This window comes from Pseudoalteromonas sp. SG44-17, from assembly GCF_014164235.1.
GTDB classification, from domain to species: Bacteria; Pseudomonadota; Gammaproteobacteria; order Enterobacterales; family Alteromonadaceae; genus Pseudoalteromonas; species Pseudoalteromonas rhizosphaerae.
The window spans coordinates 1-21,654 of the sequence record NZ_JACJEV010000037.1; the positions used below are offsets into that span (position 1 = coordinate 1).

The window sequence follows — 21,654 nt, forward strand, 5'->3', positions numbered from 1 at the left end:
CCGCTTACCGCTTACCGCTTACCGCTTACCGCTTACCGCTTTTTTTAACTTTTTCTGCGCGCGCTTTTGTTCTGCTTTCTTAACGTGTTTGCTGATCCACTTGGTCATTTTTACCATTAATGCTGGCGGGAAGTCATGGCCCATACCGTTTACTATCTTTAATTTAGCCTTCCTGATTTGGGCTGCGGTTTGCTTTCCAGCGGCTATTGGCATGACAGGGTCTAAACTGCCATGTATGACGAGGGTTGGGGCTTTTATTTTCGGCATTAAATGTTGCCGGCAATCACTGGCAGTAATAGCGGCAAGTTGTCGGTTAAAGCCTTGCGGGTTGTGTGCTCTATCCACTCCTAGGGTAGCTTGTTTACGCAAAGCTAGTTCATCTTGTGGATAGGCTGGGCTGCCAATCAATTGATTTAGCCTTATATTATAATGTATAGCACCATCACGACTGGCTTGGGCGCGACGATGTTTTGCAAGCTGTAAAAATAGCTTTAAATTAGACGCCGATAGCTTAGGTTTACTCGAACTTGACATAATTGAGGTTAAGCTCAAGACTTTTTTTTTATGTTTAGCTGCGATAATTTGTGCAATCATGCCGCCCATAGATGCACCGACTAAATGCGCTTTTTTGATTTTTAATTCGGCCATTAATTCTAATACATCATTTGCCATATCATCTAAGGTGTATGGGATGCGGGATTTAATAGGCAACCGTTTATTTAGCCATATTTTGAATAGGTTAGGGCTACCAAATTGTTCAAGTTGGCTTGAAAGACCAGTATCGCGGTTATCAAAACGGATGACTCTAAACCCTTTAGCTACTAAGCCAAAATAGAGTTCATCAGGCCATACTGTTAGCTGCGCTCCAAGGCCCATAATCATAATGATGACAGGCGCTGATTTTTTTCCTTTATCTTGATAGCTAATTGTAATGCCACTTTTAATTTTAATCGTGCGCATATTGCGTTATGTCGATAGCTTATTTAGCGACTTATGCAAAACAGTATAGTTAAAACTCAGTAATCCTTCATGAGTAGAAATATGAATTTTTTATATCAGAATGAGAGCCGTTTTTTAATACGTTTAACCTTCAGCATGTTTTCGCAGTTCTGCTAGCATGCTTTCATTGCCAATCATTTCATCAAGTACAGAGCGGACATTATCATCACTAGTGTGCTGGTAAAGTGATAAAATATGCTGGGCAATTTGTTGGCTATTGCCATCTTCTGAGCTTTGCGATTGATAGAATTGCGATATCAATCCTTGCCCCGCTAAACGGCGAATATAATCGTTAGACTCGTGCTGCAGTAGTGAAGTAAAGCGCTCAGTCAGGCGTTGATCGAGTACGGGTGCTTGAGTTATGACTTCAATGGCTTGGATTTTGAATTTCTCATCATCACTATTAGCGGCCAGCTCTAAAATATTATCGACTACCGCAAAGTCATACTCAGGTATTTTTGATTTATTCAAAATATACATATTCATTTGTAGTTGAGTTAGGGCTGCGAGTCTATCGATGTCTGTGGCATTTGGGTCGAGTATTTGCTCTCGTAATTGTGTGGTTATTTTTTTCGCATAGTCAGAGTCTGACTTTATGCGTAGTTCATAGTCTTGTGGTAAGTCGGCATAAAAACCGTAAAGTGGGTTGCTTTCACGCATTTCATCTATTTCTTGCTGTTCTTTTTCCGTCAGTACAGCAAGCACCAACTCCTTAAAGTCATCGTTATTATATTCTTGATCTATAGAAGTATTTTTTATTTTTAGGCTGGTAACTTGTCGCTGTAAAGATATTATTTTGTTATGCAATTGGGTAACTGAAAGTTCGTTGCTGTCATTATTCAGTGGCATATTAGTAACAATGATCGATGACTGTTCAGTGCTACTTTTGTCGTTAGGTAAACTCACTGATTTGAAAAATGTACCGTAACACGAGACCACAAGTGCGGCTGAGGCAAGGGCTATTGCGACTGATCCTTTACTAATAGGCATGTGGTGGAGGCTCCATATTTGAAAAGGCGTAATTTACCGCTTTTGGGGCTATAAGTCTGTTAAAAGATGTAGAAAGTTAAGTGTGCTTCAGCGTATTATAATTTATTCGCTAAGTATGATTGATAACGAAGATTAATTTTATTTTTAATTAAGCAAGGAGACTCTTCTCTTTGCAAACATCATGTTGTTTGGTCGTTGTATACAGCACGGAAAAGAAAAATATGAATATACTTAAGTGGTTTTTTATTGCGTTGTTTTTGCTCCTATCGGGGTGCGCAACAAAGCAAGAAAAGGTTAAAAAAGACAGTGTCAAAAAAGCAACCCTCAGCATCGCAGAAAATCGCAAACCGCTTGGTAAAGTTGGTGTGATTACGCTGATTGGTGATAACTTACTTTGTACGCATACAGGGGTTACGGTATTCAGCAATGAACGGCAGTTGTATGCGCTCCCTACGGATTTAAATGAGCTGCTAACGCAGCGGATAATTGCGCGCTTTGCTGGTTTTGATACCACATTAGTGCCGTTAAATAAGCAATCTATGTCGATCATTAATACTGATGTAGGCGTCTCGCGATGGAGCAACATTGAGTTTAATAATCAACAAAATGTAGACACGGTTTTGATTTTCAGTGGCGCGTTTAAATATAGATCTAAAGACGGTTATTATAAAGATGAAAATGCGCTTCATACCTATGCTGAGTTTTTTGTATATGACGTGTCTTCAGGTGATTTACTAGCTGAGTCAACGCATTACCAGTACAACTTGTTTGACGCGTTTAGCTGTACACAAAGCACATTTGCGACAACAGGAACGATGTATGAGTTGATAAAAATGGCAGGGGCCACGTCTCAAGAGAAATTGATAAATGAGATTTTTCAGCCATCAAAGAGTAATTAGGCCCTGAACCTCAGGACCTAATTATTTATCAATTAATGTTTTTTTGCATACTGTTCGGCTTGTTGCCATACGCGCAGCACATTGCCACTGAGGATTTTTTTGATATCTTTGTCACTGTAACCACGATCCATTAATCCTTGCACTAGGTTCGGGTAGCTAGATACATCTTTTAAGCCTACTGGCAGTGAATCGCCAACACCATCGTAATCAGAGCCGATGCCAACATAATCGATACCAATTAGCTCAACAACGTGATCGATATGCTCAAGTACTTGCTCAAGACTCGCAAATGGATACGGGTTTTTAGCACGATACGCGGCATCAAAATCTTGACTTAATTTAGTGCCTTCTTTTTTGGCCGACTCTTTTTTACTCTTTAACTGCTTGCCCCAATCACCTGCTTTAGCGGTTACAAAGCTTGAACCAAAGTTTATTTGAATAACCCCGCCGTTCTTTTTTAGTGCTAGTAGCATATCGTCATCCATATTACGCTCAAAACCAGGCGTATATTTGCGCAGTGATGAGTGTGAGGCAATAACCGGTGTTTTAGATAGCTCCATTACTTGATAAAACGCATCATCTGAAATATGTGAAACATCAATCAGCATGCCGATATTGTTCATCTCAGTAACCAGTTTTTTACCAAATGGGCTTAGACCTTTCCATTTACGGCGAATATCATAAGATGAATCTGAAATATGGTTGCTTTGTGAATGAGCAAGGGTGATATAGCGTACACCACGATCAAAAAAGTGCTGTAGGTTTGCCATGTCACCTTCAATTGGTGAGCCGTTTTCCATCCCCATTGCTATCGACATTTTGCCTTGTTTAAACTGCTTTTTAATATCATTCGTTGAATCGGCAATAGCAAATTTGTCAGGGGCGCGCTGGGCAATTGCTTCCATACTATCAATGAGTTGATTTGCTAGCTGAAAGCTTTTACCTTTCCCTTCAAACTCCAAATGCGCAGGAATATAAATCGACATAAATGGCGCATTTAAGCCACCTTTAACTGCGCGTGGGTAGTCAAAATCACCGTCATCAGTGGCTTTAGTAACATCAGCCCATTTAGCATGAATACGGTACGGCACATCGATATGAGTATCGATTAAAATAGTGTCTTTGGTGAGTTTAATTGCTTTAGCTGATGCGCTAATGTCTGCACCTTGCACTTGGCTTGATAAAGCAAGTGCAACGGCAATAACTACTGAGCTTAGTTTTATCATTTTTAATGGCTCTTTTAGTAAAAAAGCCATTGTCTATTTTTACAACTAGGGTTACAAGTTTACTCGTTAAATTGTGTTTCACTTTGCAGTGCTTTAAATTCACCTTTAGAAATAATAGTAACTGATTCGTGCAGTTCTGAAAAAAACACCATGGCATCGCCATTTTGTAGTTGTTGTTTTACTTGCGCCACTTTACTTTCAATACTGAATTCTTGCTCACCGTAATCGGTGCCTTCACGTAGCACATAACTTTCAATTAAATTGTATAGAGTGTCTTTATCTAGTTGCTCATGGGGAATGATCATAGCTGCTCTTTTTTGACGATTTGGGTGAAGAAATCTGGCACTACATGCTCTAACCAATAAATCGGTTTAAATGGATTTTTTCCACTTATAAAGCCAACATGGCCGCCTTTTTCTGAGACTTGCAGCGTAACATGCTCACTAACATCTTGCCTACTGGGTACAGCTTTAATTGACAGCATTGGGTCGTCTTTCGCATGAACAATTAATGTGGGTGTTGTAATGTGTTTTAAATAAGGCTTAGCGCTGGCTTGTTGATAGTAATCTTCAGCACCAATAAAACCATGTAAAGGAGCTGTCAGTTTATCGTCAAACTGCCATAAATCATCAATTTCCATTAGCTGATCTGGTGTTAAATCAATCTGTTTTGTGATTTGCGGTAATTTACGCTGCATCGATTTTTTCATGCGATCGAGTAAATACTTTTGATAAATCTTAGCCAAACTTTTACGAATAACTTGGCATGATGGCGACAAATCATAAGGAGCTGAAACAACCGCCGCGCCATCAAGTAAACATTGTTCGCCTTGTTCACCTAAGTATTTGGCCAGTACGTTACCGCCGAGTGAAAAGCCAACTGCAACCATCAAGCGATCTGGAAACTGCTGCTTAAGTTGTTTTATAAAAAAATCGAGATCGCCGGTTTCGCCACTATGATATGCACGGGGTAGGCGGTTAACTTCAGTAGAACAGTTACGAAAATGCATTAAAACAACACTAAACCCCTGCTTTTTGAGGGCTTTCATCATGCCTTTTGCATAAAAGCTATTGATATTACCTTCCAGGCCATGCAATACAATTGCCAGCGGCGCGTTATCGTTTTTGGGTTGTGACCAAGCGAGCTCTAAAAAATCGCCGTCGGGAGTATCAAGCTGCTCTAATTGGTAGCGAGTATTATGAAAAGGCCGAAAAAACCGTGGCATAATGGTTTGCACATGGCGATTAGTCATCCACCAAGCTGGCTTGAAATCTGTAGACATAAGTTAAAACATGTTTAGCTAATAGAATCGCTAGTGTAACAAACTTTTAATAATAAAAAGCCCCTAATCAAATAACTTGATAGGGGCTTTGTGCGTCGTGCTTAATTCTGATTGGGTGTTTTGTCGTCATGTACTTTTTTGATAAAAAAGTACACAAAGAAAAGGCATAAACTGATCACTACTCCCAGAAAACCAAATGATAAAAATAGTACTGGGTCACTAAAAAAGTCTCTGAAGAATACGTCCATAAATGCCTCCTAATGTCTATGGATTAATGATAGAGACAGTTTGACTAGGTTGTTATGATCCAGATCAAGCTATTTTCCTAAGTTGATTAGCAGTGATACAGAAGTTGATTTGGATCAAATCAGTTAGCGAGTTTGCAAGGAGAAAGGTTAAAGTGGCAAAGCTCTAGGGAGTTTGCGGGCCATTATTAATGAAAAAACTGGAAAGCTACCAGTCTTTGCATTTTTATTTTAAACTGTATTGGTTATAAAAACTGTAATACAGGGGGAGATCTTGAGGGTTACACGGATAGTTAAATACACTTTAGTGATGGCATTTTTTTATGTAAGTTTAGGTTTCTTAACATCACAAGTTATCAATATGATTGCGAGACTAACCTTTGAAGACTTTTTCGTAATCCAGTTAATCCCCTCAGCTTTCTTATCCATATTCATGTATGGGGTTATGGCTTACAGAAGTTCAAGCCATAATTGGCAATATGCATGTGCAGTTTATGTGTTGGGGTTTTTATTTAGCACTGCGATCACTTCGTTTATTTTGCAAGAGTTGTTTATCCCGCCAACTTTAGCTTTTGAGCTACCTATTTTACTTTTAAGTACAGTTATAGGAACATTAATAGGTATCAGGTTGAGAACCAAAAATAACAACAAGCCTACAGCCGCGGAATTCAAGCGCTAAAGCACGACCTACACAAGCGCTAGTATATTTTACTGGCTTTTCTTTAAAGCGTAGCGCCTCGAAACCCTCATTGTGGATAAATCACTTTAAAATTTTGTACAAAAAAAGACAGTGAGACAGATAAAAATATATTCGCAGCTAAAGCTGGCTCCTACAGGTATGAATATCCGTGGGCAATGGTTTTAGACATGATTGCCCTAACTATATCCCAAACACAAGTTCGCACCGAGCTGCTTATAGCTTAAGCAGATACAACCTCATATTATTCGGCTCCGGATGCGTAGCTAATCTAAATTTATTTACCGCATCTATCAACATCTCTTGCTGTTGTTTTTCTAGCTTTAACTCGGCGCTGAGTAGCTCTTTACGAATTGCAGCGTAATCTGCAATCTCGGTGTGGTTGGTTTTTAAATAGCCGCGGGCGGCACGCAGCGGTTGTAATACCTGCTGATCAAATTCACTAATACATTGCTCAAGTTTGTTTAACTGAGTTTGGCTAATTGCTAGATTGAGAGAGTCTAAATAATACAGTAGCAGGCACAGGTTAACGTTTTTACCTTGCTGGTTTTGGTAATCTAACAGGCGTGCTTGCATGTCACCTTCACTGTAAAGGCGACATGCAAATTGCCAAAAATCTCTGCTATTGAGCAAGTTCATTGGCAAACGCTTGCTCTTTTTCTTCCATCTCTTCAAGGGCCATTAATAGCTCCTCTTCGATGTCATTTACTTTCGGTGTTAATGTCGCTTGTTTAGCTAGTAATTCTTTGAGTTTTGCTTTGTTGTCATCGTTATAAAGCTCGTTATCGCCAAGTGCTTGTTCGATTTCAGCTAATTCGGCAGAGTGTTTATCAAGTTGCTTTTCAAGCTTTTCGATGTGCTTTTTAAGTGGCTGAGTGGCTTTTCTAAACTCTGCTTCTAGGCGTTTTTGCTCTTTACGGTTAACGCTTGAGTTTGCTTTTGGTTCATTGTCATCTTGAGTGGTTTTTGCCGCTTCTTTATTAGCATTAAGTAGCCATTGATAGTATTCGTCTAAGTCGTAGCCAAACTGGGTTACTTCACCGTTATCCACTAAGTAATATTCATCGGCGGTATTTTTTAGCATGTGACGGTCATGGGAAACGGTAACCATCGCGCCTTCAAACCCTTGCAACGCCATTACTAAAGCATGACGCATTTCTAAATCAAGGTGGTTGGTTGGCTCATCGAGCAGTAATAAGTTTGGTTTTTGATAGACCAACATTGCGAGTACTAATCGGGCTTTTTCACCCCCTGAAAACGGTGCTACGGGCTCAAGGGCTTTATCACCAATAAAGGCAAAACCACCTAAAAAGTCACGCAGTGATTGCTCGGTGGCTTTAGGATTTAAACGCTGCAAATGGGTAATCGCGCTGGCTTTTAAATCTAGCGATTCCAATTGATGCTGAGCAAAGTAACCTATGTTTAAGCCCTGATGTTGGAATACTTCGCCTGCTTGCGGTTGTAAGTCGCCAGACAATAACTTTATTAAGGTTGATTTACCTGCGCCGTTACGGCCAAGTAGGGCAATGCGACTACCAGGGACTAAGTTAAGTTTAATACTATTTAATATTGTGACATCGCCATAGCCGGCTTGAGCTTTATCGAGTGTCATCAATGGGTTTGGTAGTGCGGTAGGCTCTGCAAATTCAAAGTCAAAGGGCGAATCAGCATGAGCTGGTGCGAGCTTTTCCATACGTTCAAGCGCTTTAACGCGGCTTTGTGCTTGTTTGGCTTTACTGGCTTTGGCTTTAAAGCGGGTAATAAATTGCTCAAGGTGGGCAATTTGATCTTGTTGTTTTTCAAACATCGCTTGTTGTTGTAATAAACGCTCTGCTTTTTGGCGTTCAAATTGCGAGTAGTTGCCTTTGTAAACATTGATCTTTTGCTTGTCGATATGCCAAATTTGGTCAACTACAGCATCGAGGAATTCACGGTCATGCGATATCAACACTAAAGTACCGGTGTAAGCGCGTAAAAAACGTTCCAGCCAGTACACCGCATCTAAATCCAAGTGGTTAGTTGGCTCATCCAGTAGCAGCAAGTCGGCATCACGAATCAGCGCTTGGGCAAGGTTTAAGCGCATTCGCCAACCACCGGAAAAATCACTAACGGGGTTTTCAATTTGGTTATTTGCAAACCCTAACCCGTGAAGTAACTCGCCGGCTTTGGCTTCTATGCTATAGCCTTTAATGTGCTCAAGTTGTATGTGCACTTTGGCTTGGGTATCGCCATCATCATTTTGTTCGGCTTCGCGCAGCGCAATACGCATGGCGTAATACTCAGGATGACCTTGTAATACATAATCAATTGCGCTGATATCTAGCGCTGGCGTTTCTTGTTTTACCGAGGCGATAGACCAGTCTTTAGGGATACTGCAATTACCTGCATCAAGCTGTAGTTCAGATTTCAATAAACTAAAGAGTGTTGATTTACCGCAGCCATTGGCGCCAACTAGGCCAACTTTGTGTTCTGGAAATAATGTAGCTGAGGCATCTTTAAGGAGTGCTTTACCGCCGCGAAGTAATTCAATTTCTGAGATCTGGATCATGTAGTCTGCGCTTTACTGTGCCTTTGTGAACTTGACGCTATCATAGCACGGAAGCTGGACTATATTTCAATCGTCAGCGTATCAACTGGGTAGTTATTGGGTTAAAATGTAGCAAGTTTCTTTTCAAACTGTGGGAAAACGTAGTGAAACAGAAAAAACGATTTATTGCTGGGGCAACCTGTCCAGAGTGTAAAACCATGGATATGATGATGCTTTACAAAGAGCACGATGTAGAGAAAGTCGAATGCATGCAGTGCGGCCATAAAATGGCACAGCCAGAGCAGGCTGTTCAGGCATCAACACGCCAATTTGAACAAGTCATTGGCGTGTTTAAACCGGGCGATTAAGCGCCCGCAACCATCAATAGTGTGGCGGCGGAGGCTCTGGCGTGTCTGACATCATCATAGATGATGATTGCGACTCTTTAATTTTTTCAGCCAGTAGCTCTGTTTGGCGCTTCATTTTTGCCAACAGCTGCTGGTGCACTTTTATTTCATCATTTAAAATTTCAATCGTTTCGTCTTGAAAAGCCACTTTGGCTTCAAGTTCTGTTAAGCGATGTTCAATTGTGTTCATTTTTTTCTCGTCTAGTAAAGCGCTCAGCGATCCCACTGGAGCTTTCGGTTAACAACGCAGTATCGTTGTCAGTAAAAGCGACATCAAGTACCACTGCTGATTTTGGTCTACTGCCTTCTCGCGGTGTTACATGCCAACTTTGAATTTGTTCACCACTGGATAATTGCCATAGGTCCACTAAGCGGTTAGGTGAGCCTGTTGCCAGCAAGGTGCCTGCTTCATTAAAGCGTACCGCAGTGAAAATTCTCTGGCGGGCAATATACTGCAGTTTACTAACAAGATCACCTGTTGTCAGCTGCCATACATGTGCTTGTGTCATACTGTCTGCGGTAAATGCATAGCGACCTTGCGGATCTAAGGTCACTTGGGTGACACGACTTGGATGGTTAAAGCGATGGATCACTTGTCCGGTACGAGTATCCCAAAAGTACGCCGCATAATCGTTGGAGCCACTGAGAGCAAAATTTCCGTTGGGCGATAAAGCAACTGCGTTAATTTTTTCTTGGTGGCCAAGGAACTCAATGCGTCTACCGGTCTCTAAGTCGAGGTAAACAACAACGCCATCGCTACGACCGTACAAAACACTGCGGCCTTGGTTACTAATGGCGATATCACGAATAGTGGCGGTTTTTATTTTGTAGTAGCCGGTATTTTTGCCAGTGGCAATATCCCATACTGCAAAAGTGGTTTTTTCAGCGGTAACAGCGTGGCTGTTGTCATAAGCGATAGCCACGGTATGTACTAGGCTATCGGCGTCTTGTTGCTGAAACCATTGGTATTTTAGTACTTGCTGTTGATTATCCCATAGGGCGACCCCATGGTGTATAGATGAGATCAGGCTGTATTTGCCATCATGAGATATTGCGGAGGCGAACGCGCCTCTGGCTGCATGCTCATAGCTTGCAGTGGCTTGGTCTTTTTGTTCTGAGCAGGCAATCAGCAAGGTGCAGCACAGAAGATACAAAAAAGTACGAAATATCGACATATTACAGCTATTTCCCCTTAACTCTTAGTGATTGAGAGGTTAGACTAGGGCTCGTGAAAGCCTAGGTTGTTTATCTAATTAACGTGAAAGTGAGCGTATAGCCTACAATCAGAAATTAGATAAGTAGCCTACCATGGGCCGTTAACCTTTAACTAGTAATAATACAATAAATGACATCTGCAAAGTGTGTCGGAGATTTAAAATGAAAAAGACGATTAAATTGTCATTGATTGCAGCGTCAGTTTTAGCGCTAACAGCTTGTAATCAAGAAGCAAAACAAGAACAAGCACCTGTTAAACTTGAAACTGAAGTACAACAACAAGCATACGGTATTGGTGCATCTGTTGGTAACTTTTTAAATAAAGATTTAGCTGATAAAAAAGAGTTAGGCATTGAGCTTGACCAAGCATTATTAATTCGTGGTTTTGAAGATGCCCTTGCTGGCGACGCAAAAATTGACGAAGAGAAAATTCGTGAAGTATTAACTGCACTTGATACGTCAGTACGTACTAAGCAAGAGCAACATGCCAAAGTAGAAGCTGAAAAAAGCCAAGCTGAAGGTGAAAAATACCTAGCTGATAACGCTAAGAAAGAAGGCGTAACAGTAACTGAATCAGGCCTACAGTACGAAGTGATCACTCAAGGTGATGGTGAAATGCCAGTAGCAACTGACGTAGTTAAAGTACACTACAAAGGCACACTACTTGACGGTACTGAATTTGATAGTTCGTATGCTCGTAACGAACCAACGACTTTCCCACTTAACCGCGTAATCGCTGGTTGGACTGAAGGTTTACAACTTATGCCTGTAGGTTCTAAGTATAAGTTTACTATTCCAGCAGAACTAGCATACGGCGATCGTGACTTAGGTAAGATCCCAGCTAACTCAACACTTGTTTTTGAAGTTGAATTACTTGAAATTCAAAATGAAGAGCAAGCAGCAGCTGCAGAGTAATTATTTATTCTGTGCGAGAAGGGGGCTAATTAGCCCCTTTTTTTGTTGCTAAAATCTTAGCTAAAGGCGGTTTCTTTCATAGTCAACGTACCTGTATCAGCATTGAGTTCGATTTGCGTACCGACCGGTAATATGAACTGTCGTTTTATATGGCCAATCATCGCCCCTCGGTAGGCAGGGATAGCCAGCGGTTTTATATAATCTGCAAAAATTTCATCTAGCGTCAATGAGCCATAGCCATTTCCCGGGCTGCAATCGTTACAGTCACCAAATACAAACCCCGCTATTTTGTCCAGTGCACCCATTAGTTTTAAAGTGCTGAGCATGCGGTCAATCCGATAAGGTGCTTCATCAATGTCTTCTAAAAATAAAATAGCCCCGTCAAATTGTGGTAAATAAGTTGAGCCAGCCAGCGCTGTTAGTACAGTTAAATTACCGCCGATAAGTTGTCCAGTCGCTTTACCTGGTGTGATGGTTTGGGTGAGGTATTGGCTATTAACCAATTCATCCTCGGCTTTTGGCAAGTTGCTAAAGTGCATGCGGGTTTGTTGCTCAAACATTTGTTTAAATTGTTTAACATGAAATGGATTCCAATCACTAGAGGCGTTAGGTCCATGAAAACTAACAATACCGGCTTTAGCTAGTAACGCGTTATGAAGTGCGGTGATATCTGAGTAGCCCATCAGCGGTTTGGCGTTAGCACGGATCATTGCATAATCCAGTAGGGGTAAAATACGTGCCGCCCCAGAGCCACCTCGTAAGCAAAAAATAGCATCAACACTGCTGTCGTTAAACAGCGCATTAAGATCGTCTGCACGTTGTGTATCAGTGCCCGCAAGGTGGCCACGTCTAGCCATAATATTAGGTGCTAACTTAGCATTATAACCAAGCGCTTCAATTACTTGCTTAGCTAAAATAATGTCTTTTTGATTTGCTGTTGCTGCTGATGGGCTAGCTACACCAATTGTGCCTCTGCTTGGTAAGGCGTTCGGCTTTTTTAAACTTAGTGCAGTTTGACTTGATAGGTTAGCTGCTTGAGCGCTATTGCCTGCGAGTAACCCTGCACTGAGGAGTGATACAGATTTCAAAAATGTACGTTTATTCATGGCGAGCCTTTGTAGTTTTAATGCACAATAAGGCTATAATTACATCATTGAAATATAAATTTCAATTTTATGGGGTGTTATGGGAATATTAAATTTATAGATGGGTAAGAAAAGACTTAAAGTAAACAGCAAACAAGGAGCTTAGCTCCTTGTAACGTAATAATTGTGTGTATTATCTAGGTGTGATTAGAATATAAATTATCAATCAACTCATCTTCTAACTCAAAACGCAGCTCAAGTGTTTCACCAAGTTTTGATAAGTCGTCATCAAAATCATTGAGTAAATCTTCTTTATCCACCTCTGCATATTTGTCATTAAAATCAAGTGCAATGTCAGTAGTTTGCGAAATTCGTGGATAAAGTTCATTGGCAAGCTGCTGGCTGTTAGGGCCTTTTTGCTCACATGCCTTGGCAATGTCGTCATACACTTCAAAGTGACCAGCAGATAAATAATCCATCAATAGTTGGCAAAAATTTTGGATCTGTAATTGGTCAGGTAAGGCATGGTCTTTTTTATCATACGGTGAAAAGCCAGCAATACGACAATATAAAACTAATAGCTCTTGGCGTTCTGAGAGCCATTTGTCGATCACGGTGTGGCTACCACCCCATTTTTGTTGAGCTTTTTCCAAACGCGTCAGCATTATCATTCTCCTTAGCTGGGTTGGTTTCTTCTATAACAATGAAATATGCCGCAAAGATCAACACATTTTTTTTATAATTTTGTAATAAAACAAGAACTATATGATATATAAACAGTTTTTTTAATAAAATACAAATCGTTTATATTGTTTCAGGCAAGAAAAAACCACCATAAAGGTGGTTAATTTCTTTTTCCATGACTTGTTTAAACAAGCTTTCTTATTGTTATTAGAAGATTTTTATTTTTATTGTTATGTAATTTTTATTGTTTTTATTGTTAACGCGGGACAAGTTATACCAAGGTTTTTACTATGTTGCAAACATATTAATAAAAAATTTCAAATGTTATTGTTTGTTGTATTAATTTTGTACCAAGCAAGCATCTTAAAATAGATTATTAATCTGTATCAATACTAAGGTTAATTAGTGCCATAGCGATAGAGAGGTGTGCGATATGGTGATACAATCTGCGCAATATCTATCAGCTTTAGGATCCTTTACGCTATGAGCGAATTAAAAAACGACCGTTATTTACGTGCACTACAAAAACAGCCAGTTGATGTGACTCCGGTATGGATGATGCGCCAAGCAGGGCGTTACTTACCAGAATACCGCGCAACTCGTGCACAAGCGGGCGATTTTATGAGCCTGTGTAAAAATGCTGAGCTCGCTTGTGAAGTAACATTACAGCCGCTGCGTCGTTACCCATTAGATGCCGCTATTTTATTTAGTGATATTTTAACGATTCCAGATGCGATGGGCTTAGGTTTGTATTTTGAAACCGGTGAAGGTCCTAAATTTGAGCGTCCAATTTCATCACTTGCTGATGTACAAAAAATTCCAAAGCTCGATCCAACAGATGAGCTTGGTTATGTTATGAATGCCGTAAGCACGATCCGTCGTGAACTAAAAGGCGAAGTACCGCTAATTGGTTTCTCGGGTTCACCTTGGACACTTGCTACTTATATGGTTGAAGGCGGGAGCAGCAAGACCTTTGGTAAAATCAAAAAAATGGCGTTTGCTGAGCCAAAAACACTGCATTTGTTACTTGATAAGCTTGCTGATTCAGTGATCGATTACTTAAATGCACAAATTAAAGCCGGTGCGCAGTCTCTAATGGTGTTTGACTCATGGGGCGGTGTATTGAGCCCGCGTGATTATAAAGAGTTCTCATTGCAGTACATGCACAAAATCGTTGATGGTTTAATTCGTGAATACGATGGCCGCAAAGTGCCCGTTACGTTATTTACTAAAAATGGTGGTCAATGGATTGAAGCGATAGCAGCAACGGGTTGTGATGCAATTGGTCTCGATTGGACAATTAATATTAGCGATGCTAAGCGCCGTGTCGGCGACAAAGTAGCTCTGCAAGGTAATATGGATCCATCAATGTTACATGGCACACCAGATCGTATTCGCCAAGAAGTAGCGACTATCCTTGAAGATTTTGGCACAGGTGAAGGTCATGTATTTAACTTAGGCCATGGTATTACGCCTGATGTTGATCCTGAAAACGCGGGTGTATTTATTAATGCCGTACATGAGTTTAGTGCGCAATATCATAAGTAACTGCAGCTGTAACAAACACTGTCATTTATAATCAAAAAAGCCCGCTTATCAGTAAGCGGGCTTTTTATTAGCTGTCTCAACGTGTTTATTTAAACAGTCGATTCAAACCATTTAACGCCGCAACACGATAGGCTTCAGCCATAGTTGGGTAGTTAAAGGTGGTATTTACAAAGTAATCAATATTATTGCCGCCATTTTTTTGTTCCATAATGGCTTGGCCAATGTGCACGATTTCAGAGGCACGCTCGCCAAAACAATGCACACCCAGTACTTCTTTGGTTTCAGTGTGGAATAATATTTTTAAACTACCCACTTCGGTACCAGCAATCTGTGCTCGCGCTAAATGTTTAAATTGAGCTCTGCCGACTTCATAAGGGATTTTCGCGGCGGTTAACTGCTGCTCTGTTTTACCTACTGAGCTCATTTCAGGGATGGTATAAATACCTGCCGGAATATCAATAATTAGTTTTTCATCGCAATTACCACAGGCAATTGCATCGGCAGCAATTCGACCCTGATCAAACGCTGCACTAGCAAGACTTGGGTAGCCAATGACATCACCAACGGCATAAATGTTATCGACCTCAGTTTGGTAAGTTTCATTAACTTTTAACTGCCCGCGGCCATCAGCTTTTAAACCAACCGCTTCAAGATTAAGTCCGTCAGTGTTGCCGGTGCGACCATTGGCAAATAAAATACAGTCAGCTTTAACGCGTTTTCCTGATTTTAAATGCATAACAACGCAATCATCACGGGTTTCAATGCGGTCAAACTCTTCGTTATGGCGGATCACAATGCCGCTATTCCAAAAGTGATAGCTTAAAGCATCTGAGATTTCAGCATCCATAAAGGCGAGTAAGCGGTCGCGAGTATTAACTAAATCGACTTTTGCACCTAAACCTTTAAAAATAGACGCATACTCACAACCAATAACACCAGCGCCGTAAATAAGTACACGATGAGGGTCATGCTCTAGGCCTAAAATAGTATCGCTGTCGTAAATACGAGAATGGGTAAAGTCGACTTCAGGTGGGCGATAAGGGCGAGAACCTGTAGCAATAACAATGGTTTTAGCAGTTAGTCGTTCGGTTGACCCATCAAGACGTTTAATTTCAATTGTGTGCTTATCAACAAAGCTAGCATCACCTTGAAACATATGAATACGATTACGGTCGTAAAAGCTACTGCGTAAATTTGATTGCTTAGAAATAACCGAGCTGGCGTGGCGCAAAATATCAGGAAACGTTAACCTACTAGGGCGCTCACCCACATTAAACAATGGGTTTGCTTTGTATTCTATGTAGCGGCTAACAGAGTGACGTAGTGCTTTTGAAGGGATAGTACCCCAATGTACGCAACCACCACCAACGGCAGCTTGGCGTTCGATAACGGCCACTTTTTTGTTGCTTTTAGACAGGTTCATGGCGGTACCTTCACCGCCAGGACCTGTGCCTATAATAATTGCATCATATTGAAATGATGGTTGTTCTTGCTTTACTTGTTGTTTGGCCACAGCCACTCCTACATTAACTAAAAGAGGCTTTTAATAACCTCGCATTGAGTGCAAGCCACGCCTGCTTTTGATTTTCCCAGGCTGCTTCCAACTCATGATATTGTGTCATTAAAGCTGATTTTTCGCATTGTTGCAGCATGTTATTCTTTTTAACTTCTAAAACTTGCTTTTTTAGTGCGCAAAAGTGTTGTAGCTTTTTCAGCAATAAATCGTACTCTTGCTGCAATAATGTAAGCTTATCTTGCGCTAAAGGCAATTTCGCTAAACGGTTTTGCGTTCTATTCATTAACGTTTCGGCTTTGGCTTTTTCGATGCGCTCAACCGGCGTACGTTTTAATTTTTTAGCAAGTCCAACAGCCGCAAAAGCGCGGATCATCCATTTTGTGGGATCATAATGAAACCATTTTATGCCATTGCGATAATCACTGGCAAAAATATGATGAAAGTTATGGTAACCCTCGCCATAAGTAAACAAGGCTAGTACCCCGTTATCACGAGCAGTGTTTTTTTCGGTGTAAGGTCGAGAGCCCCAGATATGTGCCACCGAATTAATAAAAAAGGTGAAATGCTGGCTCAATACCAAACGCAACAATCCAGCTAACAACAGCATGCCAATTACATCACCAATTATTAAACCCAGCAGGGCAGGGATACCAATATTAGTTGCTAATACTAATTTCATATAATGACGGTGTTGCCACATCACTATTTTATTGCGTTGTAAATCACGACAATTACTATAATCACCATAACTGTCGCCTTGGTAATCGCGTAACATCCAACCTATGTGGCTATACCAAAAGCCATTAGTTGCTGCATAAGGGTCTTTTATAGGGTCATCAACTTGGCCATGATGAACGCGGTGATCGCTGCTCCAGTGCAGCGCACTATTTTGTAGTGCAAAAGCACCACCTAGAGCAAAAAAGGCTTCTACAACAGGATGAGCGTCGTAAGTTTTATGGGCCCATAAGCGATGGTAGCCTGCGGTAATTGACATACCAGCATAAAACATACAAGCAACAAATGCGATCCAATGACTACTGGTAAAGCCATGGGTAAACCCATACCAAGGCACTAATGTGGCAGCAGCCAAAAAAGTAATACTAAAAAATAGGACATTGGTCCAAATAATCGGTGGTTTTTTCATCTTTTCAAATCTGAGCGTACACTTGTAAGCTAAAATAATATTTCATTCTCTTGCCGTCAAGTATTAGACTGGAGAATTAAGATAAAAATCACCATAAATTGATTTAAATTAAATCAGGAGTAGTTCATGTCGGGTGTTCGCGCGCAACAGAAACAAAAAACACGACAAGCTTTAATTGAAGCGGCATTTAACCAATTAAGCGCCGATCATAGCTTTTCTAATTTAAGTTTACGTGAAGTTGCCCGTGAAGCAGGTATAGCACCAACCTCATTTTACCGCCACTTTAAAGACATGAATGAACTGGGTTTAACCATGGTCGATGAAGCCGGTTTAACGCTGCGCCAGCTAATGCGCCAAGCGCGCCGCCGTATAGCCAGTGGCGGTAGCATTATCACCACCTCGATTGTTACTTTTATGGAGTTTATTGATAACTCCAGTAATCAATTCAGATTATTACTGCGTGAACGCTCCGGCACCTCTAAAGCATTTCGTGCCGCTGTAGCCCGTGAAATTAAACACTTTATTTTAGAGCTTGCTCATTATCTTGAAAGCGAAACCCCGTGCGATGCAACTCATGCGTATATTCAAGCAGAGGCTATGGTCACGCTAGTATTTAATGCCGGTGCTGAAGCATTAGACATAGAAGGGCAACAACGAGAAGAGTTAGTCGATCGTTTAATTTGGCAATTACGTTATATAACGCGTGGCGCTAGTAATTATGTGCGAGAGAATAAAAACACGAGTGAATAATCAGCATAAATGCTTGTAGATTTTTTGTTCCTATTTCTTTATTATTGCAAGCTAAAGTTTATACTCAGAAAATTAAATCTCTGCATTAGAGAAAGCGAGGATGCACATGCTCACCAAGGACGCGGTGAACTTTAAACATGCCCATATTTTTGATGAAATAAAAGATGAAGCAACCGAACCTGTTGTAACGTTTGCGTACGTCAGGCGAGCTGAATTCTTTTTATTACCGAAAAAACTACAACGGCTTATTCAAGATAATCAGTATGGTGTAATTGATAAACGCCAAGCCGCACGGCTACGTGATGATCCCCGCAGCCAATTTTGGGCAAATGAAAAAACATGGCGAAAAGTCAGCTACAACACCTATAAAAATACCGCGCAAGGCTTAGCTGTTTATCCAAAAGATCCTGTGAGTACCACTAAGTTTTCGTCATCCGGTGGAGCTAATGCCGCACCTGATTATTCGGCTTCGGAGCATTTTTTAAGTGACTCCAACCAAGCAAACTTCTTAGCAAATCCAGCGCTACTCAATAGCCAGTATGGCGAAGGCCAAGCAAAGTATATTGCGCAATCAATGCAGCAAAATAGCCGTGCTTTAAAGCCAACAGTTGTTGAAGTTCACTTACCCGCAGTATGTATATATAAGCCTATTTTGCAAAGTACTGTATTACTAAAAGCGTCGCATCAAGTTAGGCAAAATTTTTCAAACCATCTTTTACAAGCAAGCGAAACCGTAGAGCAGCTCGCCGAGCAATATACCGGCTATAAAAATGCCAATTTGATTTACGACTACAACCTAGGCTTTAGTAATCGCAAACCAGCCAAACCCGGCACTAGCTTACGCGTGCCCGATGGCTGGAAGCTCAATATCGAAGGCTCAAGCAGCAACAGTCGCAGCGTGGTTATTAAATGGCAAGGGCCAACCAGCGGGCAAGTAACCTTGCAACTCGATAAAAAACGCCCTGACGAAGTATCGTTTTGGCAGCATTTTTTTGCTGTAAAGCCTGGACTTTATAACGTTATTGTCACTGCCAGCGGCGCAGTAGATACCACTACCTTTACCGTTGAACAGCCAACACTAAGCTACGAAGTTGAACTACTTGATGAAGCCGGTGAGCCTCAAGCCAACATGGGCTATAAAATTCGCTTACGTAACGGCCATGTTATCACCGGACAGCTCGATCAAAACGGCTACGCCAACGTATCAGGCCCTGATTTTGAAAACGCCAAAGTCAGCTTTTTTGAACTCGCCGATCACGATTGGTCAGTAGGCAACATCACCTAAACGTAGACGTGCTCTGGCGATATTTATATTTAGGGATAAGGATATTTCAATGACACAACAACACACCGTCGCACAAGGCGAAACACTGCTACGCATAGCACGCCAATATGGTTATAAAACCTCAACCGCCTTGTATAACCACCCCATTAATGCTGAATTTAGAGCGCTGCGCCCTGATCCAAACTTAATTTACCCGGGCGATAAAATTACCATACCACCTAAAAAAGAAAAGTTTATGCCGCTGCGCGCCAACAGCCTAAATACGTTTGTTGTACAAAACGAAAAAGAATATTTTCGCCTGCAAGTATCGTATGACGATGGCGATGATATTACCGGTAAACGTGTTGTGCTTAATATCGGCAGCCAAACAATCGATACCGTATTGCAAAGTGATGGGCTTATCGAAGTAGAGCTTAATAATAACGACGCCCTTACTGGCACCGTCGATTTATACCTAAATGAAGGCGATACCACACCAACTAAAAGCTTTGCGGTACAAATAGGCAATCTAGATCCAATCGACACGCTTTCTGGCGTGCAGGGACGTTGTAATATGTTGGGGTTTAATTGCGGCAAGGTTGATGGCGTCATGGGTCAAAAAACTCGCATTGGTGTAAAGGAATTTCAGTACGAGCACGATCTCGACATAGACGGCATACCAGGCCCTAAAACCAAAGCAAAATTACAACAAGTATTTGGGAGTTAGTATGAGTACCCCGTACAGTATGGCAATGGTAGTTAACAATATAAATCTGTTAACGATTGTTAAGCCCGCTTTTGTATTTTTTTATCAAGTTGACACAAATGCAAAAAATTACGCTAAAGAGCAGCTTGTGTTGGTAAATAATCAACATAACTGGCAGCAAATAAAGCCAATTTCACGTGTAATGCCTAAGGGAGATTGGGTCCGTATAGAATTTACCGACATACCCCAAAGTGGCAACTTTGATTTAATGCAAGACCCAAATGATGGCCAGCCAGCTTATTATATTTTCGACAATGTCCCATTCAGTGAGCTTTATAAGCAAACGCCAGAAACCGTTTTAATGGCAGAAATAGTAGAAGAGTAAGTGCAAGCACTTTGACTCAATAACACAAGTTTTAATGAGTGCACTTATTTATATTACCTCGTAAATAAGTGTATGTAGTAAAAGGATAGTTTTAATGACATTTTTAAAAAATAACAGCGTGCTTTGCGCCCTCAGCCTTTGTTTTAGCTTATTGCTAAGCGGTTGCTCAGAGCCCTCATCGCAAAGTACAACAAACACAACAGCCGTTGACGTTTCTAAATACCCATGGGCTAAAGAGCATCAAAACCACCCTGAGTGGCCGATGGAAATACGCGAAGAGGTGTATGGCGATGCAGATACCTTCTCAACCCCGCGGTTAATGTTTTGGAATAAATACAAATACAGTGAGGTACGCACGCTGTGGTCATCTCGTTTAGATGGCTCTGACAGGCGCCGTATTATTCCTGAAGAAATTTTTACCCAGTTGGAACCTGCGGGATTGCATCCACCATCTCGCTCACCAGATAACCGTTATATCGCTATTTCGGGTTATATCAATGACCGAGCGACGCGCCAGTTGTACGACACCAAAGAGAAAAAGCTAATCACCATGTCAGGTGGTGGTGGCTACCCGTGGTTTAATTGGACGTCAGACAGTAAAAATGTAATTTTTTACTCAGATGGCAAAAATTTTAATTACCATGTTCCAACAGGCGAGCTAACCCCACGACCACAAATTCACCACAGTGGCGCTGCTTTTTTACTCCCAGGCGATAAAGAGTTTTTAGCGATAAAGCACGATGGCTTTTGGATACATAAGTTTGATGGTGAGGTAATACGTAAAGTTGATTTTGGTTTCCCAAGAGAATGGGAAATGAAAAACCACCGTATTTCACCGGATGGAAAATATTTAGCGTTTATGACTCAAGGCAGACCAAAAGCGCATTTTCATTGGGTGAATATTGCCAACCCTGAAATAGAGCACTCAGAAATAGGGGAAGGTAATGGCGTTATTTTTTCTCTGGATGAAAATGCCACCCTTAAATTTGGTTATAACCCAATGGGCGAGGTTGATGAGCTTGGTAAGCCTGTTACTTATAGCATTATCACTAGAACCAATATTTTAACAGGTGAGCAACAGGTAACGCGTACTAAAGAAATGAGAATTTGGGGAATGAGGTCAATATACCCTATAGCAATTACCAACCAAAAAGCACAGGGTAACTAGTT

22 protein-coding genes are annotated in these 21,654 nt (G+C 41.0%); 9 read left to right on the forward strand and 13 right to left on the reverse strand.

Going from position 1 to position 21,654, the window contains the following annotated elements:
- Window positions 1–18: 18 nt before the first annotated feature.
- Entirely contained in the window at window positions 19–960 is a 942-nt protein-coding gene (locus H5182_RS18920; protein ID WP_182735840.1) for an alpha/beta fold hydrolase, read from the reverse strand.
- Between the two features lie 123 nt (window positions 961–1,083).
- Window positions 1,084–1,989 (reverse strand): hypothetical protein, encoded by a 906-nt coding sequence (locus H5182_RS18925; RefSeq protein ID WP_182760442.1) that lies wholly within the window; start codon window positions 1,987–1,989, stop codon window positions 1,084–1,086.
- A gap of 221 nt (window positions 1,990–2,210) precedes the next feature.
- Here H5182_RS18925 and H5182_RS18930 point away from each other — a divergent pair, with 221 nt between their 5' ends.
- A complete protein-coding gene (locus tag H5182_RS18930; RefSeq protein ID WP_182760443.1) occupies window positions 2,211–2,888 on the forward strand; it encodes a hypothetical protein in 678 nt (225 codons plus the stop codon).
- 32 nt (window positions 2,889–2,920) lie between these two features.
- Here H5182_RS18930 and H5182_RS18935 read toward each other — a convergent pair whose 3' ends face one another.
- The 5 genes from H5182_RS18935 to H5182_RS18955 form a co-directional block, all read right to left on the reverse strand.
- Entirely contained in the window at window positions 2,921–4,114 is a 1,194-nt protein-coding gene (locus H5182_RS18935) for a dipeptidase (protein WP_145242390.1), read from the reverse strand.
- A gap of 59 nt (window positions 4,115–4,173) precedes the next feature.
- On the reverse strand, window positions 4,174–4,419 hold the full coding sequence (locus tag H5182_RS18940; RefSeq protein WP_145242392.1) for a YheU family protein: 246 nt from the start codon (window positions 4,417–4,419) through the stop codon (window positions 4,174–4,176).
- Window positions 4,416–5,396: a hydrolase gene (locus tag H5182_RS18945; protein WP_145242394.1), complete on the reverse strand. Its 981-nt coding sequence runs from the start codon at window positions 5,394–5,396 to the stop codon at window positions 4,416–4,418. Before H5182_RS18945 ends, H5182_RS18940 begins: the two co-directional genes overlap by 4 nt.
- A 1,158-nt stretch (window positions 5,397–6,554) precedes the next feature.
- Window positions 6,555–6,977: a TIGR02444 family protein gene (locus tag H5182_RS18950; RefSeq protein ID WP_182731705.1), complete on the reverse strand. Its 423-nt coding sequence runs from the start codon at window positions 6,975–6,977 to the stop codon at window positions 6,555–6,557.
- Window positions 6,961–8,886: an ATP-binding cassette domain-containing protein gene (locus H5182_RS18955; protein ID WP_182731706.1), complete on the reverse strand. Its 1,926-nt coding sequence runs from the start codon at window positions 8,884–8,886 to the stop codon at window positions 6,961–6,963. The genes H5182_RS18950 and H5182_RS18955 overlap by 17 nt, the downstream gene beginning before the upstream one ends.
- Window positions 8,887–9,029: 143 nt before the next feature.
- On the opposite strand from H5182_RS18955, the gene H5182_RS18960 reads away from it, so the two are divergent.
- On the forward strand, window positions 9,030–9,233 hold the full coding sequence (locus H5182_RS18960; RefSeq protein WP_029216159.1) for a YheV family putative zinc ribbon protein: 204 nt from the start codon (window positions 9,030–9,032) through the stop codon (window positions 9,231–9,233).
- A 13-nt stretch (window positions 9,234–9,246) separates the two neighbouring features.
- On the opposite strand, the gene H5182_RS18965 is transcribed toward H5182_RS18960, so the two are convergent.
- The gene (locus H5182_RS18965) at window positions 9,247–9,462 is read right to left on the reverse strand and encodes a SlyX family protein (RefSeq protein WP_145242400.1); all 216 of its coding nucleotides are present in this window, start codon (window positions 9,460–9,462) and stop codon (window positions 9,247–9,249) included.
- On the reverse strand, window positions 9,449–10,447 hold the full coding sequence (locus H5182_RS18970) for a WD40 repeat domain-containing protein (protein ID WP_182719569.1): 999 nt from the start codon (window positions 10,445–10,447) through the stop codon (window positions 9,449–9,451). The genes H5182_RS18965 and H5182_RS18970 overlap by 14 nt, the downstream gene beginning before the upstream one ends.
- 202 nt (window positions 10,448–10,649) lie before the next feature.
- Here H5182_RS18970 and fkpA point away from each other — a divergent pair, with 202 nt between their 5' ends.
- Entirely contained in the window at window positions 10,650–11,402 is a 753-nt protein-coding gene (gene fkpA / locus H5182_RS18975; RefSeq protein ID WP_145242404.1) for an FKBP-type peptidyl-prolyl cis-trans isomerase, read from the forward strand.
- Window positions 11,403–11,458: 56 nt separating this feature from the next.
- Here the strand turns inward: fkpA and H5182_RS18980 are convergent, their stop codons facing one another.
- Both H5182_RS18980 and rsd read right to left on the reverse strand, forming a co-directional pair.
- Window positions 11,459–12,508, reverse strand: a complete 1,050-nt coding sequence (locus H5182_RS18980; RefSeq protein ID WP_145242406.1) for an LD-carboxypeptidase — start codon at window positions 12,506–12,508, stop codon at window positions 11,459–11,461.
- 176 nt (window positions 12,509–12,684) lie between these two features.
- Entirely contained in the window at window positions 12,685–13,152 is a 468-nt protein-coding gene (gene rsd, locus H5182_RS18985) for a sigma D regulator (protein ID WP_145242408.1), read from the reverse strand.
- Between the two features lie 502 nt (window positions 13,153–13,654).
- Between rsd and hemE the strand changes: the two genes are divergently transcribed.
- On the forward strand, window positions 13,655–14,719 hold the full coding sequence (hemE, locus tag H5182_RS18990; protein ID WP_149980407.1) for a uroporphyrinogen decarboxylase: 1,065 nt from the start codon (window positions 13,655–13,657) through the stop codon (window positions 14,717–14,719).
- 85 nt (window positions 14,720–14,804) lie between these two features.
- On the opposite strand, the gene sthA is transcribed toward hemE, so the two are convergent.
- Window positions 14,805–16,232, reverse strand: a complete 1,428-nt coding sequence (gene sthA, locus H5182_RS18995; protein WP_145242412.1) for a Si-specific NAD(P)(+) transhydrogenase — start codon at window positions 16,230–16,232, stop codon at window positions 14,805–14,807.
- A 13-nt stretch (window positions 16,233–16,245) separates the two neighbouring features.
- On the reverse strand, window positions 16,246–17,379 hold the full coding sequence (locus H5182_RS19000; protein ID WP_182760444.1) for a fatty acid desaturase: 1,134 nt from the start codon (window positions 17,377–17,379) through the stop codon (window positions 16,246–16,248).
- 126 nt (window positions 17,380–17,505) lie between these two features.
- On the opposite strand from H5182_RS19000, the gene fabR reads away from it, so the two are divergent.
- The 5 genes from fabR (at window position 17,506) to H5182_RS19025 (ending at window position 21,652) form a co-directional block, all read left to right on the forward strand.
- Window positions 17,506–18,129 carry an HTH-type transcriptional repressor FabR gene (fabR, locus tag H5182_RS19005; protein ID WP_145242416.1) on the forward strand — a complete coding sequence of 208 codons (624 nt, stop codon included), beginning with the start codon at window positions 17,506–17,508 and terminating at the stop codon, window positions 18,127–18,129.
- A 106-nt stretch (window positions 18,130–18,235) separates the two neighbouring features.
- Complete coding sequence (locus H5182_RS19010) at window positions 18,236–19,414, forward strand: hypothetical protein (protein WP_259398331.1); 1,179 nt, start codon at window positions 18,236–18,238, stop codon at window positions 19,412–19,414.
- A 49-nt stretch (window positions 19,415–19,463) separates the two neighbouring features.
- Window positions 19,464–20,120: a peptidoglycan-binding protein gene (locus H5182_RS19015; protein WP_182760446.1), complete on the forward strand. Its 657-nt coding sequence runs from the start codon at window positions 19,464–19,466 to the stop codon at window positions 20,118–20,120.
- 1 nt (window position 20,121) lies between these two features.
- A complete protein-coding gene (locus H5182_RS19020) occupies window positions 20,122–20,484 on the forward strand; it encodes a hypothetical protein (protein ID WP_182760447.1) in 363 nt (120 codons plus the stop codon).
- 94 nt (window positions 20,485–20,578) lie between these two features.
- The gene (locus tag H5182_RS19025; RefSeq protein WP_182760448.1) at window positions 20,579–21,652 is read left to right on the forward strand and encodes a PD40 domain-containing protein; all 1,074 of its coding nucleotides are present in this window, start codon (window positions 20,579–20,581) and stop codon (window positions 21,650–21,652) included.
- The last annotated feature ends 2 nt before the right edge of the window (window positions 21,653–21,654 follow it).

Bases quoted from the DNA above. Each gene is read 5' to 3' on its own strand.
- H5182_RS18970 (WP_182719569.1), bottom strand. From the start codon at position 10,447: ATGTCGATATTTCGTACTTTTTTGTATCTTCTGTGCTGCACCTTGCTG.
- H5182_RS18935 (WP_145242390.1), bottom strand. From the start codon at position 4,114: ATGATAAAACTAAGCTCAGTAGTTATTGCCGTTGCACTTGCTTTATCA.
- H5182_RS19020 (WP_182760447.1), top strand. From the start codon at position 20,122: ATGAGTACCCCGTACAGTATGGCAATGGTAGTTAACAATATAAATCTG.
- H5182_RS19010 (WP_259398331.1), top strand. From the start codon at position 18,236: ATGCTCACCAAGGACGCGGTGAACTTTAAACATGCCCATATTTTTGAT.
- H5182_RS18920 (WP_182735840.1), bottom strand. From the start codon at position 960: ATGCGCACGATTAAAATTAAAAGTGGCATTACAATTAGCTATCAAGAT.
- H5182_RS18930 (WP_182760443.1), top strand. From the start codon at position 2,211: ATGAATATACTTAAGTGGTTTTTTATTGCGTTGTTTTTGCTCCTATCG.
- H5182_RS19015 (WP_182760446.1), top strand. From the start codon at position 19,464: ATGACACAACAACACACCGTCGCACAAGGCGAAACACTGCTACGCATA.
- H5182_RS19025 (WP_182760448.1), top strand. From the start codon at position 20,579: ATGACATTTTTAAAAAATAACAGCGTGCTTTGCGCCCTCAGCCTTTGT.
- H5182_RS18965 (WP_145242400.1), bottom strand. From the start codon at position 9,462: ATGAACACAATTGAACATCGCTTAACAGAACTTGAAGCCAAAGTGGCT.
- fabR (WP_145242416.1), top strand. From the start codon at position 17,506: ATGTCGGGTGTTCGCGCGCAACAGAAACAAAAAACACGACAAGCTTTA.
- fkpA (WP_145242404.1), top strand. From the start codon at position 10,650: ATGAAAAAGACGATTAAATTGTCATTGATTGCAGCGTCAGTTTTAGCG.
- H5182_RS18950 (WP_182731705.1), bottom strand. From the start codon at position 6,977: ATGAACTTGCTCAATAGCAGAGATTTTTGGCAATTTGCATGTCGCCTT.
- H5182_RS18955 (WP_182731706.1), bottom strand. From the start codon at position 8,886: ATGATCCAGATCTCAGAAATTGAATTACTTCGCGGCGGTAAAGCACTC.
- H5182_RS18945 (WP_145242394.1), bottom strand. From the start codon at position 5,396: ATGTCTACAGATTTCAAGCCAGCTTGGTGGATGACTAATCGCCATGTG.
- rsd (WP_145242408.1), bottom strand. From the start codon at position 13,152: ATGCTGACGCGTTTGGAAAAAGCTCAACAAAAATGGGGTGGTAGCCAC.
- hemE (WP_149980407.1), top strand. From the start codon at position 13,655: ATGAGCGAATTAAAAAACGACCGTTATTTACGTGCACTACAAAAACAG.
- H5182_RS18940 (WP_145242392.1), bottom strand. From the start codon at position 4,419: ATGATCATTCCCCATGAGCAACTAGATAAAGACACTCTATACAATTTA.
- H5182_RS18980 (WP_145242406.1), bottom strand. From the start codon at position 12,508: ATGAATAAACGTACATTTTTGAAATCTGTATCACTCCTCAGTGCAGGG.
- H5182_RS19000 (WP_182760444.1), bottom strand. From the start codon at position 17,379: ATGAAAAAACCACCGATTATTTGGACCAATGTCCTATTTTTTAGTATT.
- H5182_RS18925 (WP_182760442.1), bottom strand. From the start codon at position 1,989: ATGCCTATTAGTAAAGGATCAGTCGCAATAGCCCTTGCCTCAGCCGCA.